The following is a 26,039-nucleotide window of genomic DNA, read 5'->3' on the forward strand; positions in this document are numbered from 1 at the left end:
TTTGCACGGATGTTTCGGAGAGTTACGGACAAGTTGGGGGCACTGCGCCATTGGTGGCCTTCTGAAACCCGCGTGTTTCCTGGCCTGTAGCGGGGTGGTATTTTTTTGCAAGGGCTTTTTGTTGGGGTTGGCGCATTGCTCAAAGGGCGGTCGGACGACATAATGTAGCCCCTTTTTTCAGCCCCTACATGTGGAAGGTTCCCGTGACTCAGAAGCCCGACCAGTGTCTTGGTGAATGGATCGACCGTGAAGCACTCGCAGAAGCGATGATCCCGCTTATCGGTCAGCTGTACCGCAATAACAATGTGGTGAGCTCGATCTATGGCCGCAGCCTGATCAACCAATCAGTCATCGCGATTCTCAAGGCGCATCGCTTTGCTCGCCATCGTTCTGCCGACGACAGCGAACTCTCCGTCCACGAAACATTCCCCCTGCTCAAGGCCATGAGCGAGCTCAAGCTCGGCGCGGCTTCGGTAGACCTGGGCAAGCTGGCCTACAAATTCCGCAAGGAAGGTGCCGGCCGTACCGCCGAGCAGTTCGTGCGTGAAGAAATGGCCGATGTGGTTGGCCAGCAAAACGCCGCTGCCCGCAAAGGCACCGACGTGGTCCTGTACGGCTTCGGTCGTATCGGCCGCCTGCTGGCGCGCATCCTGATCGAAAAAACCGGTGGCGGCGACGGCCTGCGCCTGCGTGCCATCGTGGTGCGCAAAGGCGCCGAGAACGACCTGACCAAACGCGCCAGCCTGCTGCGCCGCGATTCGGTACACGGTTCGTTCAACGGTACCATCACCATTGACGAAGAAAACAACACCATCACCGCCAACGGTAACCTGATCCAGGTGATCTACGCGAAGAACCCGACCGAGGTGGATTACACCCAGTACGGCATCAAGGACGCCCTGCTGGTGGACAACACCGGTGTATGGCGTGATGCCGAAGGCCTGGGCCAGCACCTGACCTGCCCGGGTATCGATCGTGTCGTGCTGACCGCGCCTGGCAAAGGCAAGCTCAAGAACATCGTGCACGGCATCAACCACGGCGAAATTACCGCTGACGACAAGATCGTGTCCGCCGCTTCCTGCACCACCAACGCCATCGTGCCGGTGCTCAAGGCTGTGAATGACAAGTTCGGCATCGTTAACGGCCACGTTGAAACCGTTCACTCGTACACCAACGACCAGAACCTGATCGACAACTTCCACAAGGGCGATCGCCGTGGCCGCAGCGCCGCGCTGAACATGGTCATCACCGAGACCGGTGCTGCCACCGCCGCTGCCAAGGCCCTGCCTGAGCTGGCCGGCAAGCTGACCGGTAACGCGATCCGTGTGCCGACGCCTAACGTGTCGATGGCCATTCTCAACCTGAACCTTGAGAAAGCCGCTACCCGTGAAGAGATGAACGAGTACCTGCGCTACATGGCGCTGCACTCCGACCTGCATAAGCAAATCGACTTCGTCAATTCCCAGGAAGTGGTGTCCACCGACTTCGTTGGCTCGCGCCACGCCGGTGTAGTGGACGCGGAAGCGACCATCAGCCAGGACAACCGCGTTGTGCTGTACGTCTGGTACGACAACGAGTTCGGCTACAGCTGCCAGGTAGTTCGCGTGATGGAAGACATGGCTGGGGTTAACCCGCCAGCGTTTCCGCGCTAAGCATCTGCGTTGAATGAAAAAGCCCCGACTGGTTCGGGGCTTTTTTATGGCTGCAGGTTTTGTGTTGTCGATCAGGGCCTCATCGGGCGCAAGCTCCCTCCCACATTTGAATGTATTCACACGTCGAAAGGTGGGAGGGGGCCTGCCCCCGATAGCGGTCGTTCAGTGGATGCATGCCTCACTGGTGGGCCATTTTCATTTCAGCAGTTTGCCGCGCAACTCATCAGACAAACCCTTGGGCGCCAGCCAGATGCCCAGGTAGGCCCTTGCCAGCGCGTCATTACGGCTGCTGAACACCACCTGCCCATTGATCTCCAAATTCAGGCCACGACCCGGCCGAAAATCCAGGGCATAACGATCCCCGTTACGGATATTGCGAAAGCGCGCATGCAGCTGATCCAGCTCGGGCTTCAATCGAGCACTGGTTTGCTGGCGCTCCAACGTCGCCGTGGCGGCCTTGATCACATCCTTGGGGTCGAGGTTGCGAAAGTAATACAGCACCAGGCGCAGATCCTTTTGTTGTGCCCAGGCCTGTCTGGCGCTCACATCCGCAGAGGCATACAGCCCGGCGGCGTAAACATCCGCCCAGAGATAGTTGAACACCGCCTGGTTTTTCAGCGTCAGTCCCTCAACCTGCGCCGGGAAGCCCGCTTGCTTGAGTCGCTCCGCTTCATTGGCGTGCGCTGTGATCGACACCATCAGCATCAAACAAAAAAATAGTTGTCGCATAATGGCTCATCCTGAAATCGGCGCTGATTTGCGTCATGTAGTATGGCAAAACTGGCCTACGACGCGACCAAGGGTTAATGTGCGCGGCGTTGAGCCTTATATAGACTGTGCCCCGGCTCACACACTTGAGCCAAATTGTCCTTCATGACCGCTGGCCGCGGCATGATTTAGCCAGGCGCCCAACCGTGCGCCTGGCCTGTTCTGAGGAGTACGCATGGCTGTCTACAACTACGACGTGGTGGTACTGGGTTCCGGCCCGGCTGGAGAAGGTGCGGCGATGAACGCCGCGAAGGCAGGGCGCAAGGTGGCGATGGTCGATAGCCGTCGCCAGGTCGGCGGTAACTGCACCCACCTGGGTACCATCCCGTCCAAGGCTTTGCGTCACTCGGTGCGCCAGATCATGCAGTTCAACACCAACCCGATGTTCCGGGCGATTGGTGAGCCGCGCTGGTTCTCGTTCCCGGACGTACTGAAAAGCGCCGAGAAGGTCATCTCCAAGCAAGTCGCTTCGCGTACCGGGTACTACGCCCGTAACCGTGTCGACCTGTTCTTCGGCACCGGCAGCTTCGCCGACGAGCAAACCGTCGAAGTGGTGTGCGCCAACGGCGTGGTCGAGACGCTGGTGGCCAAGCACATCATCATCGCCACCGGTTCGCGCCCATATCGCCCGGCGGATATCGATTTCCACCACCCGCGTATCTACGATAGCGACACCATCCTGAGCCTGGGCCATACCCCGCGCAAACTGATCATCTACGGCGCCGGCGTGATCGGCTGTGAATACGCCTCGATCTTCAGTGGCCTGGGTGTACTGGTGGAGCTGGTGGACAACCGCGATCAGTTGCTGAGCTTCCTCGACTCGGAAATTTCCCAGGCGTTGAGTTACCACTTCAGCAACAACAACATCACCGTGCGTCACAACGAAGAATACGAGCGGGTCGAAGGCCTGGACAACGGCGTGATCCTGCACCTCAAGTCCGGCAAGAAGATCAAGGCCGATGCCTTGCTGTGGTGCAACGGCCGCACTGGCAACACCGACAAGCTCGGCATGGAAAACATCGGGGTCAAGGTCAACAGCCGTGGCCAGATCGAAGTCGACGAGAACTATCGTACCTGCGTGACCAACATCTACGGTGCCGGTGACGTGATCGGCTGGCCAAGCCTGGCCAGTGCGGCGCATGACCAGGGCCGTTCGGCGGCCGGCAGCATTGTCGACAACGGCAGCTGGCGTTATGTGAACGACGTGCCCACCGGGATCTACACGATTCCCGAGATCAGCTCGATCGGCAAGAACGAGCACGAACTGACCAAGGCCAAGGTGCCTTATGAAGTGGGCAAGGCGTTCTTCAAGAGCATGGCGCGCGCGCAGATCGCCGGTGAGCCGCAAGGCATGCTGAAGATCCTGTTCCACCGCGAAACCCTGGAAGTCCTCGGCGTGCATTGCTTCGGCTACCAGGCTTCGGAGATCGTGCACATCGGCCAGGCGATCATGAGCCAGCCGGGTGAGCAAAATACCCTCAAGTATTTTGTGAACACCACGTTCAACTACCCGACCATGGCGGAAGCCTATCGGGTAGCGGCCTACGACGGCCTCAACCGGCTTTTTTGAGCGGCTCCGGCCGGTGGCCTGAGCCGGCCGGGGAGACCGATTTCAGTAATTCTCGAGGGTGGCAGTGGCCAAACCGGGAAAGTCTGTAATCAGGCTATCTACGCCGAAGTCGGCGAGCCTGCGCATCAGCGCAGGTTCGTTGACCGTCCACACGGACACGTGCAGGCCCTGGCGCTGGGCTTTTTCCAGACGCTCGGGGGTGCACAACGTCCAGTTCAATGCCAGAAACTCACAGCCGTAGTTTTGCGCGACCTTCAACGGGTCGAGCCAGGCATATTCGGCGACCAGTCCGCGTGACAGGTCGGGAGTGAGTTCAACCGCCGCTTTCAACACTTCCCGCGAGCTTGAGGTCACGGTGACTTTGTCCATCAGGCCGAAGCGTACGGCCATCTCACGAATTGCCAGCACGGTGGTCGCGGCGCGGGTGCGCGAGGCGCTTTTGACTTCCAGTTGCCAGTGATCGAAGTCGCACTGTTCGAACAGCTCTTCCAGGCGCGGAATCGGGCAAGGCTTGACCCAGCCCGGGCCGCCTTTGCGCGCGTCCATCTTCACCAGGTCCGCTGCCGAATACTCGACGACTTTGCCGCGCCGGTCGGTGGTGCGCTTGAGGGTCGGGTCGTGGATGACCATCAGCTCGCCGTCCATGGACAGGTGCAAATCCAGTTCGCAGCGGCGTACACCGTGCTTGAGACACTCCTGGAAGCTGGTCAGGGTGTTTTCCGGTGCTTCGCCTTTGGCACCGCGGTGGCCGTAGATCAGGGTCACAGTTGCTCCTTTACGCCAGGTTGTCTGGCGGGGTGAATTCGAGAGTTCAGGTGTCTTGGGCGTCGCTCTGTTCCCGTGCCAGGCGCCGTTCCTGCGCCTGTTTCTGCAGGATGTAGCGTGCCAGCAGCTGGCGTTGGGCATCGGTCATGGCTTCGAATTCCGTGCCGATGGCGAAGCCCGTGCCCTTGGGATTGCAATGGGTGACCCGTGCGCGCAGCAGCAGGCCGAGTGCCTGGGGCATCAGCACCAGCTTGACCGCCAGGTTCGCACCCACCGTCAGGGGGGAGGGGTGTTGGAAATCGATGCCGCCCTCGGAAATGATCACCGGCTGCGGGGCGCCGACCTCATCCAGCAGGCCGCGGGCCATGATTTGGCTGAGCAAATCCAGGCGTTTGTTCTGCACGCGGAGAAAGGCGACGAGGGTGCGATCCTTCTCGCTGAGCTGGCGCAGCAGGTGCTGGGCTTCAAATTCGCTCAGGTGCAGTTCACTGAGCAGATTGAACAGCGGTGAATCATCCAGCAACACTTCCTTGCTCGCCGCTTCGGGAGCAGACAGGCTTTTGATTTGGAGTGCGATCATGTCGTCGATACGGTAGTATTCGCGGCGCTCTTCTTCATCTAATGTCGACATGGCGAACCCCAGGTAACGGTAATGGTCTGAGTGTAAAGCTGCTTACCAGACCCCGCCACCGGGACGTCTTCTTTTCCTCCGAACAAGCCCCGACATGTTCAGACCTCTCTTCGTATTTATTGGCACGCGTTATACCCGTGCAAAGCGTCGCAATCATTTTGTGTCGTTCATTTCCTTGACCTCGATGATCGGTCTCGCCCTTGGCGTGGTCGTGATGATCGTGGTGCTGTCGGTGATGAACGGCTTCGATCATGAGATGCGCACCCGCGTGCTGGGCATGGTGCCCCACGCGACCATCGAGGGCGATGCGCCCATCAGCGACTGGCAAAGCCTGGCCGCCAAGGTCAAGCAGAACCCCAAGGTAGTGGCCGTCGCGCCGTTTACCCAGATGCAGGGGCTGCTGACCAATGACGGCAAGGTGCAGAAAATCCTTCTCAATGCCATCGACCCGGCCCAGGAACGCAACGTCTCGATCATCGATAAGTTCATGTTGCAGGGCAAACTCGACGATCTGGCCCCCGGCAGTTTTGGCATTGTCATCGGTGACAAGGCAGCGGCCAAACTCGGCGTGGGCATCGGCGACAAGCTGACCTTCGTCGCCCCGGAAGTCACCGTGACGCCGGCCGGCATGTTCCCGCGCATGAAGCGCTTTACCGTGGTCGGTACCTTCCACGTCGGCGCCGGCGAGATCGACGGCTACCTCGGCCTGACCAACCTCACCGACCTGGCCCGCCTGCATCGCTGGCAGCCGGACCAGGTGCAAGGCCTGCGCCTGAAGTTCAACGACCTGTTCGATGCCCCGCGCGGCGCCTGGGAAATCGCCCAGCACCTGGGTGAAAGCCAGTACTACGCCCGCGACTGGACCCGCACCCACGGCAACCTGTACCAGGCCATCCGCATGGAAAAAGCCATGATCGGCCTGCTGTTGCTGCTGATCGTCGCCGTTGCCGCCTTCAATATCATCTCCACGCTGGTGATGGTGGTGAATGACAAGAAGGGCGACATTGCCATCCTGCGCACCCTGGGCGCCACGCCGGGGCAGATCATGGCGATCTTCATGGTGCAGGGCACCGTGATTGGCGTGGTCGGCACCTTGATCGGTACCGCGGTAGGCATTTTGGCCGCGCTGAACGTCAGCGCCGCCATCGCCTTGCTTGAAAAGGTGATCGGCCACAAGTTCCTCAACGCCGACGTCTACTTCATCGATTACCTGCCGTCCCAGGTGCAAGCCCAGGACGTGCTGATGGTCGGCGGCGCCGCGTTGGTCCTGAGTTTCCTTGCCACCCTGTATCCAGCGTGGCGCGCGGCACGTACCCAGCCAGCACAGGCCTTACGTTATGAGTGAATCGGGCATGAGTGAAAAAGCAATCCTGAGCTGCCGCAACCTGGGCAAATCCTACGAGGAAGGCCCGGAGTCGGTTGTGGTGCTGTCCAACCTGCAACTGGAACTTCATCCCGGCGAGCGCGTGGCGATCGTCGGCAGTTCCGGTTCCGGCAAAAGTACCTTGCTCAACCTGTTGGGCGGCCTTGATACGCCGTCCCAGGGCAGTGTATGGCTGGCCGGTGAAGAACTATCGGCCTTGAATGAAAAGGCCCGTGGCCAGTTGCGCAACCGCTCGTTGGGCTTTGTGTACCAGTTCCACCACCTGTTGCCGGAATTCACCGCCCTGGAAAACGTGTGCATGCCGCTGTTGATCGGCAAGACCGCGATCCCGGAAGCGCGTCAGCGTGCCAAGGCGTTGCTCGAGCGCGTCGGCCTCGGCCATCGCCTGGAGCACAAACCGGCCGAACTGTCCGGCGGTGAGCGCCAGCGTGTGGCGATTGCCCGTGCCCTGGTGAACAACCCGGGGCTGGTGATGCTCGACGAGCCCACCGGCAACCTCGACTCTCACACCGCCCAGGGCATCAAGGACTTGATGCTGGAACTGAGCACCCAGATGCGCACCGCGTTCCTGGTGGTGACCCATGACATGAGCATGGCCCGCCAGATGGACCGCGTACTGCATCTGCAGGAAGGTCATCTGGTCGCCATCTGACCTGTTTCAAGCCCGGTGCCTGACGCCGGGTTTTCTATTTTTCCAACGGTGCCCGCGAATGTTCAGACCGTTATCGATTTTCATCGGCACGCGCTATACCCGCGCCAAGCGCCGCAACCGTTTTGTTTCGTTTATCTCGATGACCTCGATGATCGGCCTCGCCCTGGGCGTGCTGGCGATGATCGTGGTGCTGTCGGTGATGAACGGCTTCCAGCGCGAAATGAGCTCGCGCATCCTTGGCATGGTGCCCCACGCCACCATCGTCGGGGTGAACCCTATCGATGATTGGCAGCCGGTGGCCGCTGCGGCGATGAAGAATCCGCAAGTGACTGCCGCCGTACCGTTCACGCAGATGGACGGCATGTTCTCCTACAAGGGCGCGATGCAGCCGATCGAGATCAGCGGCGTCGACCCGGCCCAGGAAGGCAAGGTGTCGATCGTGGCCCAGCATATCGTGCAGGGCAAACTGGAAGACCTGAAGCCTGGCGAGTTCGGCGTGGTGGTCGGCGAAATCACCGCCCGGCGTTTTCGCCTGAATGTGGGTGACAAACTGACCCTGATCGTCCCGGAAATCAGCAGCGCGCCGGGGGGGATCACCCCGCGCATGCAGCGTCTGAACGTAGTGGGTATCTTCAAGGTCGGCGCCGAGCTGGATGGCTCCATGGCCCTGATCCACATGGCTGACGCCGCCGAGATACAGCACTGGCAACCGAACCAGGTGCAGAGCGTGCGCCTGGCGTTGAAAGACCTGTACGCAGCGCCCAAGGTCTCGGCAGATATCGCCGCCAGCCTGGGCAGCGGCTACAAGCCCGATGACTGGACTCACACCCAGGGCAGCCTGTTCAGCGCGATGAAGATGGAAAAGACCATGATCGGCCTGTTGTTGCTGATGATCGTCGCCGTCGCGGCGTTCAACATCATCGCCACGCTGATCATGGTGGTGAACGACAAGGGCGCGGACATCGCGATCCTGCGTACCATCGGCGCCACGCCACGGCAGATCATGGCGATCTTCATGGTACAGGGCACCGTGATCGGCGTTGTCGGCACCCTGATCGGCGGTGTGCTGGGCGTGATTGCGGCGCTGAACGTGAGTGAACTGGTAGGTTGGCTGGAGCGGGTGAGCGGGCAGCATATCTTCAGTTCGGACGTGTACTTCGTCAGCAACCTGCCTTCCGAGCTGCAAAGTGGCGATGTGGTGCTGATTTGTACGGCCGGGTTTGTGTTGAGCTTCCTGGCGACGATTTACCCGGCGTATCGGGCGGCGAAGATTGAGCCGGCGCATGCCCTTAGGTATTCGTAGCCTTTAAGACCGCTATCGGGGCCGGCCCATCCTGCATCAATTTACCTTGGGCAACTCAATCACGAACCTTGTCCATCCGGCCTCGGACTCACAAAAAATCCTCCCACCATGGGCCCGCACAATCGACTGGGTAATCGCCAACCCCAGTCCTGCATGCTCGCTGCTGCCTTCATGGCGCGCCGGGTCCGCGCGGTAGAATCGGTCGAACAACCTCGGTAGCACGTCCGCTGGAATACCTTCCCCGCTGTTCTCTACCGTCACTGTCACGCCCCGTACGCCTTCAACCATCCGCACGCGCACTTGGCCGCCGGCCGGGGTAAACCTGAGGGCATTATCCAGCAAGTTCGACAGGGCTCGGCGCAGCATGCCGCGATCGCTGGCTGTTTGCGCGCTGCCTTCACGTACCAGCGAGACCTTTGCGTCTTCTGCCAGCAACGCGAAAAACTCCAGCAACGCCTCCACTTCATTCGCCAGTGCCAAAGGCTCGCACTTGGGTATCAGCAAGCCGTGGTCCGCCTTGGCCAGGTACAGCATGTCATTCACCAACTGCGCCATCCATTGCAGCTCTTCCAGGTTGCTGTGCAGCGCTTCGCGGTAATCCTCCAAGGGGCGCGGTTGGGTCAGGATGACTTGGGTCTGGGTCAGCAGATTCGACAGAGGCGTGCGCAGTTCATGGGCAATGTCGGCGGAGAAGGCCGACAGGCGTTGGAATGCATCGTCCAAACGCCCCAGCATGGCATTGAAGGCCTGGGCCAGTTCGGCCAATTCCGCCGGCATTTGCTGTTGAGGCAGACGCTGGGTCAAGGAGTGGGCCGAAACACCGGCAGCCACTTCGCCCATGCGCCGCAACGGGCGCAAGCCACTGCGTGCAGCCCAGGCACCGAGCACGGCGGTGGCGAGGGCGGAGAGACCGACGGTGAGCCAGATCAAATGCTGCATGCGTTGCAGGAAGTGCTGGTGGTGGGTGATGTCGAGCACCAGGCTGAGTTGCGGCGAGTCGGGTTGGCCCGCCATCAGCGGCACGTTGTAGACGCGGTAGTCGGTCCCGGCGTTTTGCAGGCTATGCAGTCCGGGGCCCTCGGGCAGTGTGACGCCGGGCGCATCATCAAGCCAGCGCTGGCCGCCTGCGGTTACGCGCAGGGCGAGTTCGGGCTGGCGATTGAGCTCCACGCGCAACTGCTGCTCGCGCTGGGCAAACAACGCAGGCGAGTTGACCCCCTGCAAGGTACTGCGCAGCGCTACCAACTGGCTGTCGAGTTGCTGCTGGTCCAATTCAATGAAGTGCGCCTCGCTGGCACGGTTAAACAGTACGCCCGCCAGCAACGAGACCACCGCAGTGCACGCTGCAAACAGCAGGGCCAGGCGGCTGGCCAGGGACAGACGCTGGATCAATGGTTCCGCTCCTCCAGTACATAACCCATGCCGCGCACGGTATGGATCAGTTGGGTGGGGAAGGGATCGTCGACTTTCAGGCGCAGACGCCGGATCGCGACTTCGATGATGTTGGTGTCACTGTCGAAATTCATGTCCCACACCTGGGAGGCAATCAGCGACTTGGGCAGTACTTCGCCCTGGCGGCGCAGCAGCAGTTCCAGCAGGGAGAACTCCTTGGCGGTGAGGTCGATGCGCTGGCCGTCCCGTTCGACGCGGCGGCGGATCAGGTCCAGGCGCAGGTCGGCCAGTTGCAGGGCGGTTTCCTGCGGCGTGCTGCTGCCACGGCGCAACAGACTGCGTATACGCGCGAGCAGTTCGGAGAAGGCGAAGGGCTTGACCAGGTAATCGTCGGCGCCCAGTTCCAGGCCATGCACGCGGTCTTCCACGGCATCCCGGGCGGTCAGAAACAGCACCGGGATCTCCAGGCCGGCACTGCGCACCGCTTGCAGGATTTGCCAACCGTCGCGACCGGGCAGCATCACATCCAGGATCAACAGGTCATAATCGCCGGTCAGCGCCAGGTGCTGGCCGCTGGTGCCGTCGGCCACCAGTTCGGTGGTGAAACCAGCCTCGGCCAGGCCTTGGCGCAGATAGTGGCCGGTTTTCGGTTGGTCTTCGACGATCAGCAATTTCATGGGCGGCTCTTGGCAACAGTTCACGAGGGGCTTTATACCTTGGGGGCCAGGGGAAGGGCGCAACCTGACAAAGTTGTAATCTAGCAGTCAGCTGGCTGGCAGCGGCGCACTCTTAGAGTGCTGTCCAAGCAGATTGCACACTTTTTGGAGAATCGAGATGGCATTGCGTACACCCCTGTTGTTGGCGGGCTGCCTGTTGGCGTTGAGTTTCGATGCCATGGCGGATGCGGCCCATACCTACGCGTTCGGCCAGCCGGCACCGACTGAAAAGGCCACGCGTACTGTGGAAGTGACGCTGCAGGATATTTCCTTTTCGCCCAAGTCCCTGGACGTCAAGGCCGGTGAGACGGTGCGCTTCGTACTGGTCAACAAAGGCCAGTTGCTGCATGAATTCAACCTCGGTGACGCAGCGATGCATGCCGAGCACCAGAAGGAAATGTTGCAGATGCAGGCCAGCGGCATGCTCACCTCCACGGGAATGGGCAAGATGGATCACAGTGCCATGGGCCACGGTGAAATGGGCGGCATGAAGCACGACGATCCCAACAGCGTACTGGTGGAGCCCGGCAAGACCGCTGAGCTGACCTGGACGTTCACCAAGGCCACCGGCCTGGAGTTTGCCTGCAACCTCCCCGGTCATTACCAGGCGGGCATGGTCGGCAAGCTGACCGTTGAGTAAGGCGTTTCTTAAGGGCGGGGGCAAAGGCTGGTAGACTGGCGCGGTTTATTTAGCCAGGTTTCCGCCATGCATCCCGCAGCCGAACATTCGCCGCTGGGCAAGTCCAGTGAATACATCTCCACCTACACCCCTTCGTTGCTGTTCCCGATTCCACGCGCCGCCAAATGGACCGAGCTGGGCCTGAGCGCCGAGACCCTGCCGTACAAGGGCGTGGACTTCTGGAACTGCTTCGAATTGTCCTGGTTGCTGCCGTCGGGCAAGCCGGTGGTGGCCATCGGTGAGTTCAGCATCCCGGCCGACTCGCCGAACATCATCGAGTCCAAGTCGTTCAAGCTGTATCTCAACTCGCTCAACCAGACCGCGTTTGCCGATGTGCAAAGCCTGGAAGCGACCCTGCGCACCGATCTCAGCGCCGCCGCCGGCAAGCCTGTTACCGTGCGTATCCGCAGCCTGGCCGACATTGAGGCCGAAGGCGTGATGGCGTTGCCGGGCGTGTGCATTGACGATCTGGATATCAGTGTCAGCAACTACGAACACCCGCGCCCGGAGCTGCTGCGTTGTGATGACTCGCGCATTGTCGAGGAGAGCGTGCACAGCCACCTGCTCAAGTCCAACTGCCCGGTCACCAGCCAGCCCGACTGGGGCAGCGTGGTGGTGGAGTACCGCGGTGCGGCGTTGGATCACGGGAGTTTGCTGGAATACCTGGTGAGCTTTCGCCAGCACTCGGATTTCCATGAACAGTGCGTGGAGCGCATTTTCCTCGACCTGCAGCGTTTGCTGAAGCCGGAGAAGTTGACGGTGTATGCGCGCTATGTGCGGCGGGGTGGGTTAGATATCAATCCTTACCGCAGTACCGAGGATGTGGCGTTCCAGAACGTGCGTCTGGCCCGTCAGTAAACAAAGGTGGGAGGGGGCAGGCCCTCTCCTACCTTTTGGTTCTGCGCCTGGCTTGGGTTCGGGTCAGATCCCCATGTTGCCCAAGGTGATCATGATATTGCGCAGTGTCCCGGAAATCACCGGGTGCTCAGCGTCGAACTCTATGGCAGCTTGACTCACATCGTCGGAAATACTCGGCGTCTGAGTGGCCGGTTCAAGTTCAAGTTGCAATTCAAACTTGGCAATCAAGGCTTGCAGCGCTTCACGTTTTTCTTCCGACAGCGGGGGTTCCTGTTCCAGCTGCCCGCGCAGGATCTCGACCTGTTCTTCCAGTTTTTTGCGATCAGGCATGACGTTCTTCCTTTTATCGATAGGCACTGGCATAGACCACGGCGCGCCGTGAAAGGTCTACGGGGTGACCTGTAGATTAATCCACGGGCGCCGTCTGTGCATGATCTCGATCAGGGCTTCTCGCCTTTGAGCTGGCGCAGGCTGATGTCGGCCAGGCAGGTGCCGAGTTCCCCGAGGTGATCGATCACCGAGTGTACCCCCAGCCCATATAGCTCAACGGTGGCTTTGCCACGCTTATGCTCGCGCTCCTTGTCGCTCAGCGCCTGCCACTGCTCAGGCGCCAGGCCGCACAGCGAACCACAGGACGCCAGGCCAATGGTCCACAAACCGGCATTCAACCCCGATTGCAGCAAGCTTGGTTCGCCGCTGACCAGTACGCAACCTTCCAGGCGTTCAATGTTCAGTTCCATCAAGGCTTGCCAGCAGGCATGAGGGGCGGGCCAGCGGATGGAGGAGGGGGACGCGGCCTTGAGCCAGCCGGGCAGTACGGCGGCCAGTGGCGTGGTCACCGAAGGCGGCAGTTCATCCAGCCAGGCACAGGGGATGCCTTTTTCCTTGAGGCTGCGCAGGATTTTCAGGGCGCCGGGTGTGGCTTGGGAGTGCAGGGAGGGTGAATCGGTGCGCGCCTGGGAACCAAAGTCCACCAGGCAACCACTCAGGCCAAACAGAACGGCAGTCAAGGCGGGCGCGTTGGCGATGGCTATCTCGGCGTGAGGCATGTCGACATCCCTGAAATAGCTGTGACGCTATCGGGGCAGGATGACAAGTAGATGACAGGCGGGTTAATTGTAGGAAAATTGTCCATTTGTGTTAGGACGATTCCTAGAAGCTGCCTAATTGGAGACTTCCGTCATATACTGACGGCCTTATTCAGGGCATAGCGCCCATGACAGACCATTCAAGGAGCAAAAGCTATGCGCTGGAGCCACTACTTCGCTCAGCTGTCGGTGTGTGCCACTGTCCTGCTGGCGCCTTTCGCTGCACAGGCTGCATCGGAAGATGATCCATGGGAAAGCGTCAACCGCCCGATCTTCACCTTCAACGACACCGTTGATACCTACGCCCTCAAGCCATTGGCCCAAGGCTATCAGTGGATCACCCCGCAATTTGTCGAAGACGGTATCCACAACTTCTTCCGCAATATCGGCGATGTCGGCAACCTGGCCAACAACGTGCTGCAGCTCAAACCCCACAATGCCGGGGTCGACACTGCGCGCTTGCTGGTTAATACCACGTTCGGCGTGCTGGGCTTTATCGACGTCGGCACCAAAATGGGGCTGCAACGCAGTGATGAAGACTTCGGCCAGACCCTGGGTTACTGGGGCGTGGGCAGCGGTCCCTACGTTATGATCCCGCTGCTGGGGCCGAGCACCTTGCGTGATGCGCCGTCCAAATACGTGGACAGCTACACCCAACCGTACCGCTATATGAACGATATCGGCTGGCGCAACAGCACCATGGGCCTGAACATCGTTGACACCCGTGCCAGCCTGCTCGACAGCGAGAAGCTGATCACCGGCGACAAGTACACCTTTATTCGCAATGCTTACCTGCAGAACCGCGAGTTCAAGGTCAAGGACGGCAAGGTCGTCGACGACTTTTAAGCTGTGATGTTTTGAAATGAAAAAAAGGCGACTTGGCGGTCGCCTTTTTTGTGCGCGGGTTTCAGCGCATTTTCAGGATCTTAAGCCCCAGTTGTTGCTCGTCGCTCGCCGTTTTGGTCCAGACCACTTCCGTGTCAGCCTCCAGGCCCTTGAGCGCCGCGTGCTCTGAATCAATGCGCACGGTGAGCAGGTCCCCCACGGTGAACTGGCGCGGTGCCTGCACCTGCATCCCGGAGCTGGAAAGGTCCACACAAACCCCGGAAAACTCCTGGCCTTCGTGGAGCAACGATACTTCGGCATCCACCCGCATGCGGATGAAATCGCGTTTTTCGGCGTAGTCGCGCTCGTGTTCGCTCATCGGTTCCATCCTTACTTTGTGTTGTGGTCTTGGCTGTTCTTATAACTCCCGGTGATTTGCGATGTAAAGACGCCCGGCGACCATCGGCATGAGCTTGAAACCCCTGGCGGATGGGAGTACCGTCTGCGCCTTAGAAGGGCACCTCTGCTTTACGGTTGTGCATGGGAAAAATCCCATCGCGTTGTAGGACAGAGAGGCTAGAAAGCGAATCCAGTACGTGAGCCCGGCCATTGCCGAGCCGCCTACGCCAACCTAATTCTGGCGCCGTTTGCCCACATGCAAAAAACCAGTGCCACGCTGCTGATAATCGATGACGACGAAGTAGTGCGCGCGAGCCTTGCGGCCTATTTGGAAGACAGTGGCTTCAGCGTCCTGCAGGCCAGTAATGGCCAACAGGGTCTCCAGGTATTCGAGCGCGACCAGCCCGACCTCGTGATCTGCGACCTGCGCATGCCCCAGATGGGCGGCCTGGAGCTGATTCGCCAGGTGACCGAGCTTGCCCCGCAGACGCCGGTGATTGTCGTGTCCGGTGCCGGCGTCATGAACGATGCCGTCGAGGCGTTGCGTCTGGGCGCTGCCGACTACCTGATCAAGCCCCTCGAAGACCTGGCGGTACTGGAGCACTCTGTGCGCCGCGCCTTGGATCGTGCGCGCCTGCTGGTCGAGAACCAGCGCTACCGCGAAAAGCTCGAAACCGCCAACCGCGAACTCGAAGCCAGCCTTAACCTGCTCCAGGAAGACCAGAACGCCGGTCGCCAGGTGCAGATGAACATGCTGCCGGTCAGCCCCTGGAGCATCGACGAATTCCAGTTTGCTCACCAGATCATCCCGTCGTTGTACCTGTCGGGCGATTTTGTCGATTATTTCCGCGTAGACGAGCGTCGTGTCGCGTTCTACCTGGCCGATGTCTCCGGCCATGGAGCTTCCTCTGCTTTTGTCACCGTGTTGTTGAAGTTCATGACCACACGGTTGTTATTCGAATCCAAGCGCAATGGCACTTTGCCGGAGTTCACCCCCTCCGAGGTGCTGGGCCACATCAACCGAGGCCTGATCAGCTGCAAGCTGGGCAAGCACGTGACGATGGTGGGCGGCGTGATTGATGAAGAAACCGGTCTTTTGACCTACAGCATCGGCGGTCACCTGCCGATGCCTGTTTTATACACTCCCGACAGTGTGCGTTACCTGGAAGGGCGTGGTCTGCCCGTAGGCTTGTTCAATGAAGCCACCTATGAAGACCACATCCTGGAGTTGCCGCCGACGTTCAGCCTGACGCTGATGTCCGATGGCATCCTGGACCTTCTTCCAGAGCCTACACTCAAAGAGAAAGAAGCCGCCTTGCCCCAAAAGGTCAAGTCGGCGGGCGGCAGCCTGGATGGCCTGCGGCAGGTTTTTGGATTGGCCACGCTAGGGGAGATGCCGGATGATATCGCCCTATTGGTGTTGAGCAGGAATCTTTGATGAGTACCGGAAGAATCCAATTCGCCGAGCAGGACGGGACCTTCGTCCTGAAGTTTGTCGGTGAAGTGCGCCTGACCTTGTGTTCGGCGCTGGATGCGACGATTGAGCGGATTTTCACGGCGTTGAATTTCTCGGCGATCGTGATCGATCTGACCGAAACCCGCAGCATCGATAGCACCACCCTTGGGCTGTTGGCCAAGTTGTCCATTCTGTCTCGGCAGAAGGTCGGCCTGCTGCCGACCGTCGTCACCACCCACGAAGACATCACCCGTCTGTTGCAGTCCATGGGCTTCGACCAGGTGTTCAACATCGTTGATCGCCCGATCCCGTGCCCGGAATGCCTCACCGACCTGCCGTCCCAGGATCAGTCCGAGGAAGTCGTACGGGTCAAGGTACTGGAAGCGCACAAGATCCTGATGGGCCTCAACGAGTCCAACCGCGAGGCCTTCCACGACCTCGTCAACGCCCTCGAGCGTCACTAATCCTTCTGCCGAACACATTCCAAATGTAGGTGACAAAAAAAGGGCGGTATCCTCACAGATACCGCCCTTTTTGCCGCCTCCGCCGTTTACAGCTTGGCGGACAACAGTGCCTCAAGCTTCTCCTGGTCCCGAGCAAACTGACGAATCCCCTCCGCCAGCTTCTCAGTCGCCATCGCATCCTCGTTGGACTCCCAACGGAACTGCGCTTCAGTCAGATGCACTCGCGCTTCCCCGGCATGCCCTGGCGACAACTTGCGTTCCAGCTTGCCTTCATCCGCCGCCAGCTTCTCCAGCAGTTCCGGGCTGATGGTCAGGCGATCACAGCCGGCCAGCTCTTCAATCTGGCTCAGGTTACGGAAACTCGCACCCATCACCACGGTCTTGTAGCCATTAGCCTTGTAGTAGTTGTAGATGCGCGTCACCGACTGCACGCCTGGATCATCAGCGCCGGTGTAGTCGTTGCCATTGGCTTTCTTGTACCAGTCGTAGATACGGCCTACGAACGGTGAAATCAGGAACACGCCGGCTTCTGCGCACGCCACAGCCTGGGCAAACGAGAACAGCAGGGTCAGGTTGGTCTGGATGCCTTCTTTTTCCAGCTTCTCCGCCGCGCGGATGCCTTCCCAGGTGGACGCGATCTTGATCAGCACGCGGTCACGGCTAACCCCAGCTTTGTCGTACAGGTCGATCAGACGGTGCGCACGCTTGAGTACGGCGTCAGTGTCGAACGACAGACGGGCGTCCACCTCGGTGGAGATGCGCCCCGGTACTACTTTAAGGATCTCTTGACCCACGGCCACCGCGAAACGGTCGCTGGCCAGGCCGACATCGCCGTTGCAGTCCTGCACACACTCATCCAGCAGCTTGGCATAGCCCGGAATCGACGCGGCCTTGAGCAGCAGGGAAGGGTTGGTAGTGGCGTCTTGGGGCTTGAGCTTGGCGAGGGTAGAAAAATCGCCGGTATCGGCTACGACAGTAGTGAATTGCTTGAGTTGTTCCAGCTTGGAAGTCATGGGCGTGCTCTGTCCTATGGGTCTGATGACATTACCCGAGCGCCGACAGGCGCTCAAGGGCGCAAATGCGTTCGATCGTTTGCGAGGGCAACAACCTGAAAACAGCCGTTTGAATGCCCGGCCGTACTGCAGAATAGGAGACCAGAACGGTCGACAGGTTCAACCCAACTGCCCGATGACACTAGGATAGCGCTTCATGCCAACTGACCCCCTGCACGCTATCCAATCAACGCCCTTCCAACAAAGCCCCAGCCTGATCCAACAATGCCAACGGATCCGCAGCCTTATGAATATCCACCGACAACAACTGCCTGAATCTGCGCGCCCCAGGGAAACCGGTGCCCAACCCCAACACATGCCGCGTAATGTGATGCATCGTCCCGCCGGTCTCCAAATGCTCAGCAATATAAGGCCGCAACTGCGCCAACGCCTCGGCTCGGCTGATCACCGGCGCTTCACTGCCAAACAACTGCTGATCCACCTCCGCCAGCAGATACGGATTGTGATAAGCCTCCCGGCCCAGCATCACCCCGTCAAACGTCTGCAAATGCTCATGGCACTGCTCCAGCGTCTTGATCCCGCCGTTGAGCACAATTTCCAGCTCGGGGAAGTCCCGCTTCAACTGTGCCGCCACGTCATAACGCAACGGCGGAATGTCGCGGTTCTCCTTAGGCGATAACCCCTCAAGAATCGCAATCCGCGCATGCACGGTAAAACTGGCGCAGCCCGCATCCTTCACCGTCCCGACGAAATCACACAGCTCGGCGTAACTATCCCGACCATTGATCCCGATACGGTGCTTCACTGTCACCGGAATCGACACCGCATCACGCATCGCCTTCACGCAATCGGCCACCAGGGCCGGGTGAGCCATCAGGATCGCGCCGATCATGTTGTTCTGCACCCGGTCGCTCGGGCAGCCCACGTTCAGGTTCAATTCGTCGTAGTCAGCGGCTTCGGCCATGCGGGCACAGGCGGCCAGGTCGGCGGGGACACTGCCGCCCAGCTGGAGCGCCAGAGGGTGCTCGGCTTCGTTATGGCGCAGGAAACGGTCGTGGTCGCCATGGAGGATCGCGCCGGTGGTGACCATCTCGGTGTAGAGCAGAGCGTGCTTGGAGAGCAGGCGCAGGAAGAACCGGCAGTGGCGGTCGGTCCAATCCATCATCGGGGCGACGGAAAAGCGGCGGGAGAGTGGGGAATTTGTGGCGCTGGTCGGGGACATTGGCTGTTCTGGTGTGGGCGGGGCTGGGAAGTTGGGGAGTTTATCAGGGTTGGAGTCAGCTCGTTCATTGAGCAGCAAACGCACCGAACCCTAAAAAATCTCAAGCATCACTCTTGTGATGGCGCTATGATCTCAAAAATGCAGTGCGTCGCTTTCTGGTAAAAAATAGATGTTTGAATACATCTTGTTCTTTAAACTCTAGATTCGATCGTTCCTTGATGTGGGACTAATAGATTAGGGTTGAATATGTATTTTAAGGATGCTGGTGCGCCATTGAATACCAAGGAAGTTGCGAAGATATTCAGCAGTAAGGAAGTAAATGCTATTGCGCGCGGGGATTTCGAGTTTTTTTTTAAAGTTGCTAGAGGGATCTATGAGTTCCTTGATGACGTCTTTAGTGTGAGCGATGTTTTTCAGGAATGTTATAAGATTCTTCGTTCGGATTATAAGCTTGAGTATTATATTAAAAATTTGATTGCAGAAAAAATATTGATTGGGCGCTATTCATTAAATACTACAACTCTACTGAGCGAGTTTAGGGTTGGTGAAAGTAAGGCGGATAGTGTTATTTTGAATGGGTGTAGCACCTGTTACGAAATCAAGTCGGAATTTGATGGTTTAGGTCGGCTCTCGGATCAGCTTAATTCTTATTTGAGGTTGTTTGATAAAGTTAACGTTGTAGTCGGTGATGGACATCTGTCAAAGGTGGAAAGAATAATTCCCGAAAGCGTTGGTATTTTGATGTTGAGTAAGAGGAGTGGTTTTACTGAAATTAGACCTGCTCTTCAAACAGCTGTCTCAGTTGACGTGGGTGTTTTAATGTCCTCGTTGCGGCGTCATGAGTATCTTTCATTGGTCAAGGAGCTATATGGGGAAGTACCCACTGTTCCCAATACAAGGATTTATGATGAATGCCGTATTGCTCTTGAAGGGGCGGATTCTGAGAAGTTAAGAAGAGCATTTTGTAAGGTTTTGAAGGTTACCCGAAAGATAGATAGGAATTATATTGAAGGGTTGCCGGTTAGTTTGTTGGCTGCTGGTATTGAATATCGTATTTCTGCAGTGGATAAAGCTGGGTTGTTGGAAAACTTAAATCTACATTTTAGTAAGGAAACTTCATGTACTACCCAATTCTTAAGGCTAAACGGCACGAACTGAACTCGCTGTATGACCTTTCAAGTAGGTTGAATGCGGCAAAATACAGACCGGTCATAGAGCCAGTAAATCGCTCATTTGTAGAAGTGTTCGATGCAGTAGAGGAACTGCACAAGCATTCTGTGCAGCCTTTAGTGGTTATAAATCCCTCTCAAGGATTTTTTTCATCGGCTACTTCCGCAAATGTGTTTAGTCAGCTCCAATCTAATACGAAGTCAGCTAATAGGTTTACCCCTTGCATCAAGGTTCGCGACTCCTCCGATTCAATTTCTCTTTCACTGCTTAGTATGTACCCTGGAGCTGCGGTGTACCTGGAGAATGATGCTCTAATGTCTTCGGTAGCGCTCTTGAATACTGCATCGCTTGTTATTCTAAATCAGCAGAAAGTTGATTCAGATGTTGTTGATAAGCTGAGTAAGGTAGTGTTATATGCGGATAATTTTGCAAAGAAAAAACGCAATGCTGACTATGGTGCTTCATCTTTCTATTCGAACTTGCATGTATCGTATAAGAAAAGAAAGAATGCAGTAGGGTTTGGCGATTTTACTATTATGGCTGAAGAGTATAGTGAGTCGGGTGGCCCTGCATATGTTGTCGCTATTCATGCCTCTCACATTGATGCACTATTGCCAAACTCTATACAGGTAAGACACTTTCTATCGACGACGGGAGGGACGCTTCCAACTAACCCTGGAGGGAAGTATTTAGAGGCTCTTGATAAATTAATTAATTTTGATGCGATCAATCCAGGTTTTTTTGATAGTACTTTAGGTATGGGCGAGTTTAAGGCTTCTCACGCAGTTGGGCATTATCCTGGCTTAGGCATTGTGAAGGAAATGTCAATTAAACATCATATTGAATCCGTATGTAACTTTATTTGACTTTCGGTCATTGTTTAGGTTGTTTCTCAAGGTGGCGAAAAGGGGCGTATCTATTTTTTGCGATATAGCGCGAACAGTAAATATGCTCCCATTTTCTGAAATGGTAGTCGGTCGCCAAGATACTTTCGATCGCAACGCAGTTTGCTTGGCCTTCAAAGTCCTTGAATGCTTTTTCAAGCCAACTGATCTGCATTATGCGTTTTATCGTCTAGAGCATATCGTCATCATTTGATTGTCGGTAGAGAATTGCCTTCGTTGGTTTTTGTACTCTCGGCTCGATATGAGCAAGCCGTATTTTTTGTGTTCAATTTAGTCGCGAAGAATATCAGTCGCGAGTTAGTTTGCTATTTGGTCACTGGTTTTTGACTAGTTCGGCTACAGAGTTGGACAAGTCTTTACGCATATTTAGGGACACCCCTGTCATGGCACCCTCGATGAGGGATGGTTCTGAGGCATCTTACATTTTGAAGCGCTGGGTCGAATCAGCAGCTCGCCCTGAGGCGTGCCTTGAAGTGATTCTTTTGCTTTTTTCTGCCAACTCAAAACCGGGTATCTGGTATGACCCCGATATCACTCAGATTGTTGGTTTTTATTATCTGGCCCCTTTATCCCAAGATAGTAAAAACCCCCACCCTCTAATCGGGTACTTAGAGGGTGAGATTTTCTTTATATGCCCATGCGTTTTCTGATAATAGTCGCAAGTCCTGAAAACTCGGTGGCGGCTTCAAGTATTTGGGCGTTATAGCCAGAGTTGACGTGAGTTCTGAGCTTTCCAATCGCTAACCCGTACTCTTGTGCTTGAGGGGCGAGACTATGGAAGTCTTTTATAGCAGCGAGTTTATTCGAGGGGAACGGTACTGTGGTAGGGTCAACAGCACGTAATACGTCAACTACGCGATTTTTAACGCGAGGTGCAATTTTGCTCTCCCAGTAATCGTGCGGGCGTGTCGAAATTCTACCGGATGATACTTTATAAGCTGATGTTACATACCCGAGATAGGTCGGAAGGCCATGAAGCAGTTTGTCTCGTGATTCAGCCGAAGCTAGTCCCCTGACTGTTTTCCAATCCGTAATCCAGCGGGCCACCGCGCGACCTACCGTCGAGAGCGCTCGGAGAGAGAAAAGATCTGCGGCTACCGGGGTACAGAAAAAGTCCGAGTCGAGCAGAATTGCTCTATTGAGAGGGCCGACATTGGGTCCGATGTCGTAGATAACGAGATCAACTTCATAGCGTTGCCCCATTTCTCTTGCTGCTGCTGATAGTGCACACATTACGTCGTAGTCACGCCCTTTGCGGGCGAACGATCCGGTCCACGCTGCAGGTAATTCCTCCTCATAGTCTGCTAATAAAACGTCGCCGGGACACAGATAAAGTCCGTTTTTGATTTTGTAAGCGTCTACCGGTTTGATGCCTCCCTTACCATCAACCACTGGTTTAATTGCGGACCAGAGGGTTCCGCCGTCAGCATCGTCGGACTCGCCCAGCAGTGCATCTAGCTTTTTTTCGTCTAAATAAAATGCCGTTAGATTACATTGGGGGTCAGCATCAATCATTAGGACTCGAAGTCCTTGATCGGCAAGTGCGTCCGCGACATTGACCGTTAGCGTGGTTTTACCGACTCCACCTTTATGATTGAAAAACGTAAGTGTTCGCATCATCTATCTCCCTGATTAAGCCCGTGATGCTATCACTAGGCTACTAGCAAGCCGAGAAGATTCAATTTCTAAATACTGGGAGAGCTACCAGAAAAATCACTGATGGAGGCCACGATATTTCCTGGGACAATTCCCACACTTTTCTCAGCTTGCCCCTCAGACCTCACCTAGCTAACCTCCCCAAACCGCTGGCAAACCAGCGGCCGGATGTGGAAGTCCGTACCAAGCTAAGACGCAATCGCCCATAAACCGCTACCGGCGTTTTTTTACGCCTGTATTATGTGTTTCGGCGGCTGTGCGCGGGGCACTTCGGTGCGCCGGGTCCTTAGCCCTGGTCTTCCACACCTGCGTACAGCTGCCACCCTCATGTGGAAGTGAGTTTGGCAGTTCCTGAATAGTTAAGGAGCTTCGCCATGTACAAAGTCACACCTAACCCGCCTCACGCTTCAAACGCTGCACCAGTCGAACAATCCACTGCCAATGTCTTCCTCGTCAGCCCCAACGTCGACACCGAAACCCTACTAGCCAACGCCGCCGAAAACCTCGCATCCGCCAATCAAATGACGGCAACCCTGGCGTTCGACCTCGACGAATCCCAGCGCTCCATCGCTTTGGGCATTCAGCAACTGATCGAGTTGAGCTCTCTGCTTGTCGACCGAGCTCAAGAGCAAGTCGAAGCGACGTCCAGCACGGCCACAGCCTGACACCCAACCCTGCCGCCTTACCCCAAGAAGGCGGCAATCTGCCCCCCCTTTTGGCTCAGCAGTTAGCAGGCTTACTGCGTCGGCAGCGTTCAGAGCAATAACGAACCTCCTCCCAGCAGCGCGCCCATTTCTTCCTCCAAGTGAAGGGAAGGCCGCAGGTAAGGCAGGTTTTTACTGGAAGCTCACTCTTTTTCAAAACTGTTCACCTTCAACTGGCTTGCGGGTACCCACGTGGCGATCTAATGACCGTTGACTTTGCGACCTCCCTCATTAGCTCCTACTGCCATAGCCGCGCAAAAATGCTCTAAGTAAATCGCGAGGCCACTGTAGAACATACGCATCATGATGATAGCTATACGCTATCATGGCGGTGCGTATTGCTAACTGGATGACCTTTCTGCGTCGACGTATCGTCAAGGCATCAAGCGTAATGGGCTGGTAGTACCGTTCGCTTCTTCCAAATCAACAAAGGCCTGTACAGGTCATATTTTCGAGCTAGCCATGAAGAAAACGCTGTCGTTGGCCACACGCATAGGGCTTAGTTTCGCAGCCATCCTGGCGCTGCTCATGTTGATAACCGCCATCGGCATTCACCGCGTTGCGTTCATTGACTCCACCTTGGAAGACGTCAGCGAAAATGCCGCCAAGGTGCAGCGCTATGCAATCAATTTTCGAGGCAGTGTCCATAACCGAGCCATCGCTATTCGGGATGCTGTGCTGGTGACGACTGATACGGATTTGGCAAAACACTTATCGGAGGTCACAGCCTTGGAAAAGGCCTACTCCGACTCGGCGGCTCCAATGGATCAGTTGTTCAAGGGTGCAAGCGTAACAGGCGAGGAGGTTCGATTACTGAGCGCTATCAAGGACATCGAACAACAAACCCTTAACTCCACCAGGGCGGTAATCTCCCTGCGCCAAGCGGGTGACATACCTGGAGCTCAGGCGCTGCTGATGCGTCAAACGTCTTTGGATTACAGTGAGTGGCTGAAACGCGTCAATGCACTGATCGACTACGAGGAAGCATCAATCAAGGCAAAGCTGGGCGCAGTGCAGGCAACCGCCAGTCAGTTCAGTACGCTGATGCTTATAGCGACAGGTATTGCTTTGCTGCTGAGCATCACGTTGTCGGCTGTAATTATTCACTTCGTTAAATCCACGCTGGGTGCTGAGCCCACAGACGTTGCATTGGCCATCGAGCGACTGGCAGCTGGTGATCTGAATCAGACGATCTCCACAGATTATCCCGGCAGTGTGATGGGCGTCCTGAAAAACGCGCTAGGCCATCTCGGAGAGACTATTCAGCAAGTACGTAAGGCGGCCCAAGAGGTCAATCACTCCTCCACCCAGTTGTCTGCCGCATCATCGGCTAACAATGAGCAGACCAGCTTACAAACCCGCGAAGCCGAGCAGGTGGCCGCAGCCATAATGCAAATGGCGGCGACGGTTAATGAAGTATCTGGATATGCCGCGCAGGCAGCTGACGCCTCCCGGTTGGCTGATACTGAAGTGGGAAGTGGGAACAAGCTGGTTGCAAGTACCACGCTTGCCATTGAACAGTTGGCAGTAACGCTTGAGCAAACCACTGCTACCGTGAACCAGGTGTCCAAACACAGTGAAAATATCGCGTCAGTGATCGACGTCATCAACGCTATCGCCTCGCAAACCAATTTGCTTGCCTTGAACGCTGCCATTGAGGCAGCGAGAGCTGGGGAGCACGGGCGTGGGTTTGCGGTGGTAGCTGACGAAGTACGTTCTTTGGCCAATCGTACACAGCAGTCGACCGAGGAAATTCGGGAGATGATCAGTACGCTGCAATTGGGTACCGAAACGGCATCCCAAACTATGCGCGATAGTTGCGAGCTAGCGAGCCAAACGGTCACACAAACCCGCAGTGCGCAGCATGCATTGGCAAGGATCAGCGAGCAGGTTGCCGCAATCAGTCATATGAACGCCCAGATCGCGAGCGCCTCCGTGCAGCAGAGTAGTGTGACCGATGAGGTCGCTGAAAATATCAACCGCATTCATGGTTCGACTGTTGAGTCTGCCAACGGCGCGCGCCAAGTGGCGGCAGCTAGCATCGAGCTATCAGGTTTGGCGGATCGTCTTACCGCTAAAGTGGCGTTCTTCTCTGCGGCTTAGTGGATTCAGGACAGCTTTTCACTGCTGCACTGACGTCTATGCGCGACTGCTGGGCTACTCAGAAGTTTAACTGGCCACGCAGGATTCTCGGTCGAAGTAAGACAGAACATGCCAACTTATCTTAATGGGGCTGCTACATGGAGTCTTGCTGAGGGCGTCTGCATGCCGTCAGCGGGGGCTGTTTCCTTCAAGTTTCGAGTTAATGATAGCTGGCCACCTGTGAGCCTCATCAACTTTGAACTAATCATTACCAGAGTCTCCCTAATGCCGTGAAGGTTGCCTCAAGCCCAGGTTTATTCTGGGTTACTCAATCACACACGAAGGTTTGGTGAATCATGAAGAGCGAACAGGTAGAAGGTGTTGTTGAAAAGGTTGCCGGCAAAGCGCAGAGCGCAGTTGGGAAACTGTTTGGTGATTCGAAGCTGGAAGCTGAAGGTGCTGGTCGGCAAGCAGCTGGACAGCTGACACAAGCCTACGGCGACGCACTGGACAGCGTATCTACATTCGTTAAAGAAAAACCAGTTGCGGCAATCGCGATTGGTGCAGTTGCCCTGTTGGTTCTAGACCGTCTTTTTCGTCGCTGAGTGAGGAAGAAGGGACGTTCCGACAGGGGCGTTCCCTTTTGCGTTTATTCACCCCCGCCCCCTAGATTTTTCCATCAGTG

The 26,039-nt window shown here is 56.8% G+C and carries 26 protein-coding genes and 2 pseudogenes; 16 read left to right on the top strand and 12 right to left on the bottom strand.

All coding sequences use genetic code 11. The annotated features are described in order from the left end of the window. Nucleotides 1-188: 188 nt before the first annotated feature. A complete protein-coding gene (locus ACHPFG_RS08925) occupies nucleotides 189-1,652 on the top strand; it encodes a glyceraldehyde-3-phosphate dehydrogenase (protein ID WP_339451136.1) in 1,464 nt (487 codons plus the stop codon). Between the two features lie 195 nt (nucleotides 1,653-1,847). Here ACHPFG_RS08925 and ACHPFG_RS08930 read toward each other — a convergent pair whose 3' ends face one another. Continuing rightward, nucleotides 1,848-2,381, bottom strand: a complete 534-nt coding sequence (locus tag ACHPFG_RS08930; protein ID WP_431702150.1) for a chalcone isomerase family protein — start codon at nucleotides 2,379-2,381, stop codon at nucleotides 1,848-1,850. 214 nt (nucleotides 2,382-2,595) lie between these two features. Here ACHPFG_RS08930 and sthA point away from each other — a divergent pair, with 214 nt between their 5' ends. After that, nucleotides 2,596-3,990, top strand: a complete 1,395-nt coding sequence (gene sthA / locus ACHPFG_RS08935; protein WP_431702151.1) for a Si-specific NAD(P)(+) transhydrogenase — start codon at nucleotides 2,596-2,598, stop codon at nucleotides 3,988-3,990. Between the two features lie 42 nt (nucleotides 3,991-4,032). Here the strand turns inward: sthA and ACHPFG_RS08940 are convergent, their stop codons facing one another. Both ACHPFG_RS08940 and ACHPFG_RS08945 read right to left on the bottom strand, forming a co-directional pair. Further along, nucleotides 4,033-4,755 (bottom strand): glycerophosphodiester phosphodiesterase, encoded by a 723-nt coding sequence (locus ACHPFG_RS08940; RefSeq protein ID WP_065901990.1) that lies wholly within the window; start codon nucleotides 4,753-4,755, stop codon nucleotides 4,033-4,035. A 46-nt stretch (nucleotides 4,756-4,801) separates the two neighbouring features. Then, the gene (locus ACHPFG_RS08945; protein ID WP_431702152.1) at nucleotides 4,802-5,386 is read right to left on the bottom strand and encodes a PilZ domain-containing protein; all 585 of its coding nucleotides are present in this window, start codon (nucleotides 5,384-5,386) and stop codon (nucleotides 4,802-4,804) included. Nucleotides 5,387-5,480: 94 nt separating this feature from the next. Here ACHPFG_RS08945 and ACHPFG_RS08950 point away from each other — a divergent pair, with 94 nt between their 5' ends. From ACHPFG_RS08950 to ACHPFG_RS08960, 3 genes are read left to right on the top strand one after another with little or no spacing between them, the layout of a single operon-like run. Further along, nucleotides 5,481-6,731: a lipoprotein-releasing ABC transporter permease subunit gene (locus tag ACHPFG_RS08950; protein WP_027604228.1), complete on the top strand. Its 1,251-nt coding sequence runs from the start codon at nucleotides 5,481-5,483 to the stop codon at nucleotides 6,729-6,731. Nucleotides 6,732-6,738: 7 nt separating this feature from the next. After that, complete coding sequence (gene lolD, locus ACHPFG_RS08955) at nucleotides 6,739-7,422, top strand: lipoprotein-releasing ABC transporter ATP-binding protein LolD (RefSeq protein ID WP_024074097.1); 684 nt, start codon at nucleotides 6,739-6,741, stop codon at nucleotides 7,420-7,422. Nucleotides 7,423-7,480: 58 nt separating this feature from the next. Then, nucleotides 7,481-8,725: a lipoprotein-releasing ABC transporter permease subunit gene (locus tag ACHPFG_RS08960; RefSeq protein ID WP_131698950.1), complete on the top strand. Its 1,245-nt coding sequence runs from the start codon at nucleotides 7,481-7,483 to the stop codon at nucleotides 8,723-8,725. 36 nt (nucleotides 8,726-8,761) lie between these two features. Here the strand turns inward: ACHPFG_RS08960 and ACHPFG_RS08965 are convergent, their stop codons facing one another. Together ACHPFG_RS08965 and ACHPFG_RS08970 are read right to left on the bottom strand one after the other, a co-directional pair. Then, a complete protein-coding gene (locus ACHPFG_RS08965) occupies nucleotides 8,762-10,117 on the bottom strand; it encodes a heavy metal sensor histidine kinase (protein WP_431702153.1) in 1,356 nt (451 codons plus the stop codon). After that, on the bottom strand, nucleotides 10,114-10,794 hold the full coding sequence (locus ACHPFG_RS08970; protein WP_431702154.1) for a heavy metal response regulator transcription factor: 681 nt from the start codon (nucleotides 10,792-10,794) through the stop codon (nucleotides 10,114-10,116). The genes ACHPFG_RS08965 and ACHPFG_RS08970 overlap by 4 nt, the downstream gene beginning before the upstream one ends. Before the next feature lie 157 nt (nucleotides 10,795-10,951). On the opposite strand from ACHPFG_RS08970, the gene ACHPFG_RS08975 reads away from it, so the two are divergent. Continuing rightward, entirely contained in the window at nucleotides 10,952-11,473 is a 522-nt protein-coding gene (locus tag ACHPFG_RS08975) for a cupredoxin domain-containing protein (RefSeq protein WP_431702155.1), read from the top strand. A 66-nt stretch (nucleotides 11,474-11,539) separates the two neighbouring features. After that, entirely contained in the window at nucleotides 11,540-12,370 is an 831-nt protein-coding gene (gene queF / locus ACHPFG_RS08980) for an NADPH-dependent 7-cyano-7-deazaguanine reductase QueF (protein WP_131698954.1), read from the top strand. 63 nt (nucleotides 12,371-12,433) lie between these two features. Here queF and ACHPFG_RS08985 read toward each other — a convergent pair whose 3' ends face one another. Together ACHPFG_RS08985 and ACHPFG_RS08990 are read right to left on the bottom strand one after the other, a co-directional pair. Then, nucleotides 12,434-12,700, bottom strand: a complete 267-nt coding sequence (locus tag ACHPFG_RS08985; RefSeq protein ID WP_065928147.1) for a DUF4404 family protein — start codon at nucleotides 12,698-12,700, stop codon at nucleotides 12,434-12,436. Between the two features lie 110 nt (nucleotides 12,701-12,810). Next, entirely contained in the window at nucleotides 12,811-13,419 is a 609-nt protein-coding gene (locus tag ACHPFG_RS08990) for an HAD family phosphatase (protein WP_431702156.1), read from the bottom strand. 195 nt (nucleotides 13,420-13,614) lie between these two features. On the opposite strand from ACHPFG_RS08990, the gene ACHPFG_RS08995 reads away from it, so the two are divergent. After that, nucleotides 13,615-14,304 carry an MlaA family lipoprotein gene (locus tag ACHPFG_RS08995; protein WP_027604219.1) on the top strand — a complete coding sequence of 230 codons (690 nt, stop codon included), beginning with the start codon at nucleotides 13,615-13,617 and terminating at the stop codon, nucleotides 14,302-14,304. Nucleotides 14,305-14,365: 61 nt separating this feature from the next. On the opposite strand, the gene ACHPFG_RS09000 is transcribed toward ACHPFG_RS08995, so the two are convergent. Further along, nucleotides 14,366-14,662 (bottom strand): PilZ domain-containing protein, encoded by a 297-nt coding sequence (locus ACHPFG_RS09000; RefSeq protein ID WP_431702157.1) that lies wholly within the window; start codon nucleotides 14,660-14,662, stop codon nucleotides 14,366-14,368. Nucleotides 14,663-14,938: 276 nt separating this feature from the next. Here ACHPFG_RS09000 and rssB point away from each other — a divergent pair, with 276 nt between their 5' ends. Both rssB and rssC read left to right on the top strand, forming a co-directional pair. Further along, complete coding sequence (gene rssB, locus ACHPFG_RS09005) at nucleotides 14,939-16,120, top strand: two-component system response regulator RssB (RefSeq protein ID WP_131698958.1); 1,182 nt, start codon at nucleotides 14,939-14,941, stop codon at nucleotides 16,118-16,120. Next, nucleotides 16,120-16,602 (top strand): anti-sigma factor antagonist RssC, encoded by a 483-nt coding sequence (gene rssC, locus ACHPFG_RS09010; RefSeq protein WP_003172602.1) that lies wholly within the window; start codon nucleotides 16,120-16,122, stop codon nucleotides 16,600-16,602. Before rssB ends, rssC begins: the two co-directional genes overlap by 1 nt. Before the next feature lie 86 nt (nucleotides 16,603-16,688). Here the strand turns inward: rssC and tal are convergent, their stop codons facing one another. Continuing rightward, nucleotides 16,689-17,615: a transaldolase gene (gene tal / locus ACHPFG_RS09015; protein WP_431702158.1), complete on the bottom strand. Its 927-nt coding sequence runs from the start codon at nucleotides 17,613-17,615 to the stop codon at nucleotides 16,689-16,691. 226 nt (nucleotides 17,616-17,841) lie between these two features. Next, the gene (gene dusA, locus ACHPFG_RS09020) at nucleotides 17,842-18,837 is read right to left on the bottom strand and encodes a tRNA dihydrouridine(20/20a) synthase DusA (RefSeq protein WP_431702159.1); all 996 of its coding nucleotides are present in this window, start codon (nucleotides 18,835-18,837) and stop codon (nucleotides 17,842-17,844) included. A 246-nt stretch (nucleotides 18,838-19,083) separates the two neighbouring features. On the opposite strand from dusA, the gene ACHPFG_RS09025 reads away from it, so the two are divergent. After that, nucleotides 19,084-19,995, top strand: a complete 912-nt coding sequence (locus ACHPFG_RS09025) for a sce7726 family protein (RefSeq protein ID WP_431702160.1) — start codon at nucleotides 19,084-19,086, stop codon at nucleotides 19,993-19,995. Continuing rightward, a complete protein-coding gene (locus tag ACHPFG_RS09030; protein WP_431702161.1) occupies nucleotides 19,956-20,873 on the top strand; it encodes a sce7725 family protein in 918 nt (305 codons plus the stop codon). The genes ACHPFG_RS09025 and ACHPFG_RS09030 overlap by 40 nt, the downstream gene beginning before the upstream one ends. Before the next feature lie 666 nt (nucleotides 20,874-21,539). On the opposite strand, the gene ACHPFG_RS09035 is transcribed toward ACHPFG_RS09030, so the two are convergent. Continuing rightward, the gene (locus ACHPFG_RS09035) at nucleotides 21,540-22,529 is read right to left on the bottom strand and encodes a ParA family protein (protein WP_431702162.1); all 990 of its coding nucleotides are present in this window, start codon (nucleotides 22,527-22,529) and stop codon (nucleotides 21,540-21,542) included. Nucleotides 22,530-22,942: 413 nt separating this feature from the next. Here ACHPFG_RS09035 and ACHPFG_RS09040 point away from each other — a divergent pair, with 413 nt between their 5' ends. Then, complete coding sequence (locus ACHPFG_RS09040; RefSeq protein ID WP_053132332.1) at nucleotides 22,943-23,233, top strand: DUF6124 family protein; 291 nt, start codon at nucleotides 22,943-22,945, stop codon at nucleotides 23,231-23,233. A 55-nt stretch (nucleotides 23,234-23,288) separates the two neighbouring features. Here the strand turns inward: ACHPFG_RS09040 and ACHPFG_RS09045 are convergent, their stop codons facing one another. Continuing rightward, entirely contained in the window at nucleotides 23,289-23,429 is a 141-nt protein-coding gene (locus ACHPFG_RS09045) for a DUF2256 domain-containing protein (protein ID WP_082340960.1), read from the bottom strand. A 305-nt stretch (nucleotides 23,430-23,734) separates the two neighbouring features. Between ACHPFG_RS09045 and ACHPFG_RS09050 the strand changes: the two are divergent. The 3 genes and pseudogenes from ACHPFG_RS09050 to ACHPFG_RS09060 all read left to right on the top strand — a co-directional run. Beyond that, nucleotides 23,735-24,244, top strand: a pseudogene (locus ACHPFG_RS09050) (MCP four helix bundle domain-containing protein); the annotation flags it as partial. A gap of 609 nt (nucleotides 24,245-24,853) precedes the next feature. After that, nucleotides 24,854-25,375 (top strand): annotated as a pseudogene (locus ACHPFG_RS09055) (methyl-accepting chemotaxis protein); the annotation flags it as partial. Between the two features lie 335 nt (nucleotides 25,376-25,710). Then, complete coding sequence (locus tag ACHPFG_RS09060) at nucleotides 25,711-25,959, top strand: CsbD family protein (RefSeq protein WP_167656119.1); 249 nt, start codon at nucleotides 25,711-25,713, stop codon at nucleotides 25,957-25,959. Nucleotides 25,960-26,039 lie beyond the last annotated feature (80 nt).

The organism is Pseudomonas sp. BR20, from assembly GCF_050780135.1.
Taxonomy (GTDB): domain Bacteria; phylum Pseudomonadota; class Gammaproteobacteria; order Pseudomonadales; family Pseudomonadaceae; genus Aquipseudomonas.

Bases quoted from the DNA above. Each gene is read 5' to 3' on its own strand.
- ACHPFG_RS08925 (WP_339451136.1), top strand. From the start codon at position 189: ATGTGGAAGGTTCCCGTGACTCAGAAGCCCGACCAGTGTCTTGGTGAA.
- ACHPFG_RS08930 (WP_431702150.1), bottom strand. From the start codon at position 2,381: ATGCGACAACTATTTTTTTGTTTGATGCTGATGGTGTCGATCACAGCG.
- sthA (WP_431702151.1), top strand. From the start codon at position 2,596: ATGGCTGTCTACAACTACGACGTGGTGGTACTGGGTTCCGGCCCGGCT.
- ACHPFG_RS08945 (WP_431702152.1), bottom strand. From the start codon at position 5,386: ATGTCGACATTAGATGAAGAAGAGCGCCGCGAATACTACCGTATCGAC.
- ACHPFG_RS08950 (WP_027604228.1), top strand. From the start codon at position 5,481: ATGTTCAGACCTCTCTTCGTATTTATTGGCACGCGTTATACCCGTGCA.
- lolD (WP_024074097.1), top strand. From the start codon at position 6,739: ATGAGTGAAAAAGCAATCCTGAGCTGCCGCAACCTGGGCAAATCCTAC.
- ACHPFG_RS08960 (WP_131698950.1), top strand. From the start codon at position 7,481: ATGTTCAGACCGTTATCGATTTTCATCGGCACGCGCTATACCCGCGCC.
- ACHPFG_RS08970 (WP_431702154.1), bottom strand. From the start codon at position 10,794: ATGAAATTGCTGATCGTCGAAGACCAACCGAAAACCGGCCACTATCTG.
- ACHPFG_RS08975 (WP_431702155.1), top strand. From the start codon at position 10,952: ATGGCATTGCGTACACCCCTGTTGTTGGCGGGCTGCCTGTTGGCGTTG.
- queF (WP_131698954.1), top strand. From the start codon at position 11,540: ATGCATCCCGCAGCCGAACATTCGCCGCTGGGCAAGTCCAGTGAATAC.
- ACHPFG_RS08985 (WP_065928147.1), bottom strand. From the start codon at position 12,700: ATGCCTGATCGCAAAAAACTGGAAGAACAGGTCGAGATCCTGCGCGGG.
- ACHPFG_RS08990 (WP_431702156.1), bottom strand. From the start codon at position 13,419: ATGCCTCACGCCGAGATAGCCATCGCCAACGCGCCCGCCTTGACTGCC.
- ACHPFG_RS08995 (WP_027604219.1), top strand. From the start codon at position 13,615: ATGCGCTGGAGCCACTACTTCGCTCAGCTGTCGGTGTGTGCCACTGTC.
- ACHPFG_RS09000 (WP_431702157.1), bottom strand. From the start codon at position 14,662: ATGAGCGAACACGAGCGCGACTACGCCGAAAAACGCGATTTCATCCGC.
- rssB (WP_131698958.1), top strand. From the start codon at position 14,939: ATGCAAAAAACCAGTGCCACGCTGCTGATAATCGATGACGACGAAGTA.
- rssC (WP_003172602.1), top strand. From the start codon at position 16,120: ATGAGTACCGGAAGAATCCAATTCGCCGAGCAGGACGGGACCTTCGTC.
- tal (WP_431702158.1), bottom strand. From the start codon at position 17,615: ATGACTTCCAAGCTGGAACAACTCAAGCAATTCACTACTGTCGTAGCC.
- dusA (WP_431702159.1), bottom strand. From the start codon at position 18,837: ATGTCCCCGACCAGCGCCACAAATTCCCCACTCTCCCGCCGCTTTTCC.
- ACHPFG_RS09025 (WP_431702160.1), top strand. From the start codon at position 19,084: ATGTATTTTAAGGATGCTGGTGCGCCATTGAATACCAAGGAAGTTGCG.
- ACHPFG_RS09030 (WP_431702161.1), top strand. From the start codon at position 19,956: ATGTACTACCCAATTCTTAAGGCTAAACGGCACGAACTGAACTCGCTG.
- ACHPFG_RS09035 (WP_431702162.1), bottom strand. From the start codon at position 22,529: ATGCGAACACTTACGTTTTTCAATCATAAAGGTGGAGTCGGTAAAACC.
- ACHPFG_RS09040 (WP_053132332.1), top strand. From the start codon at position 22,943: ATGTACAAAGTCACACCTAACCCGCCTCACGCTTCAAACGCTGCACCA.
- ACHPFG_RS09060 (WP_167656119.1), top strand. From the start codon at position 25,711: ATGAAGAGCGAACAGGTAGAAGGTGTTGTTGAAAAGGTTGCCGGCAAA.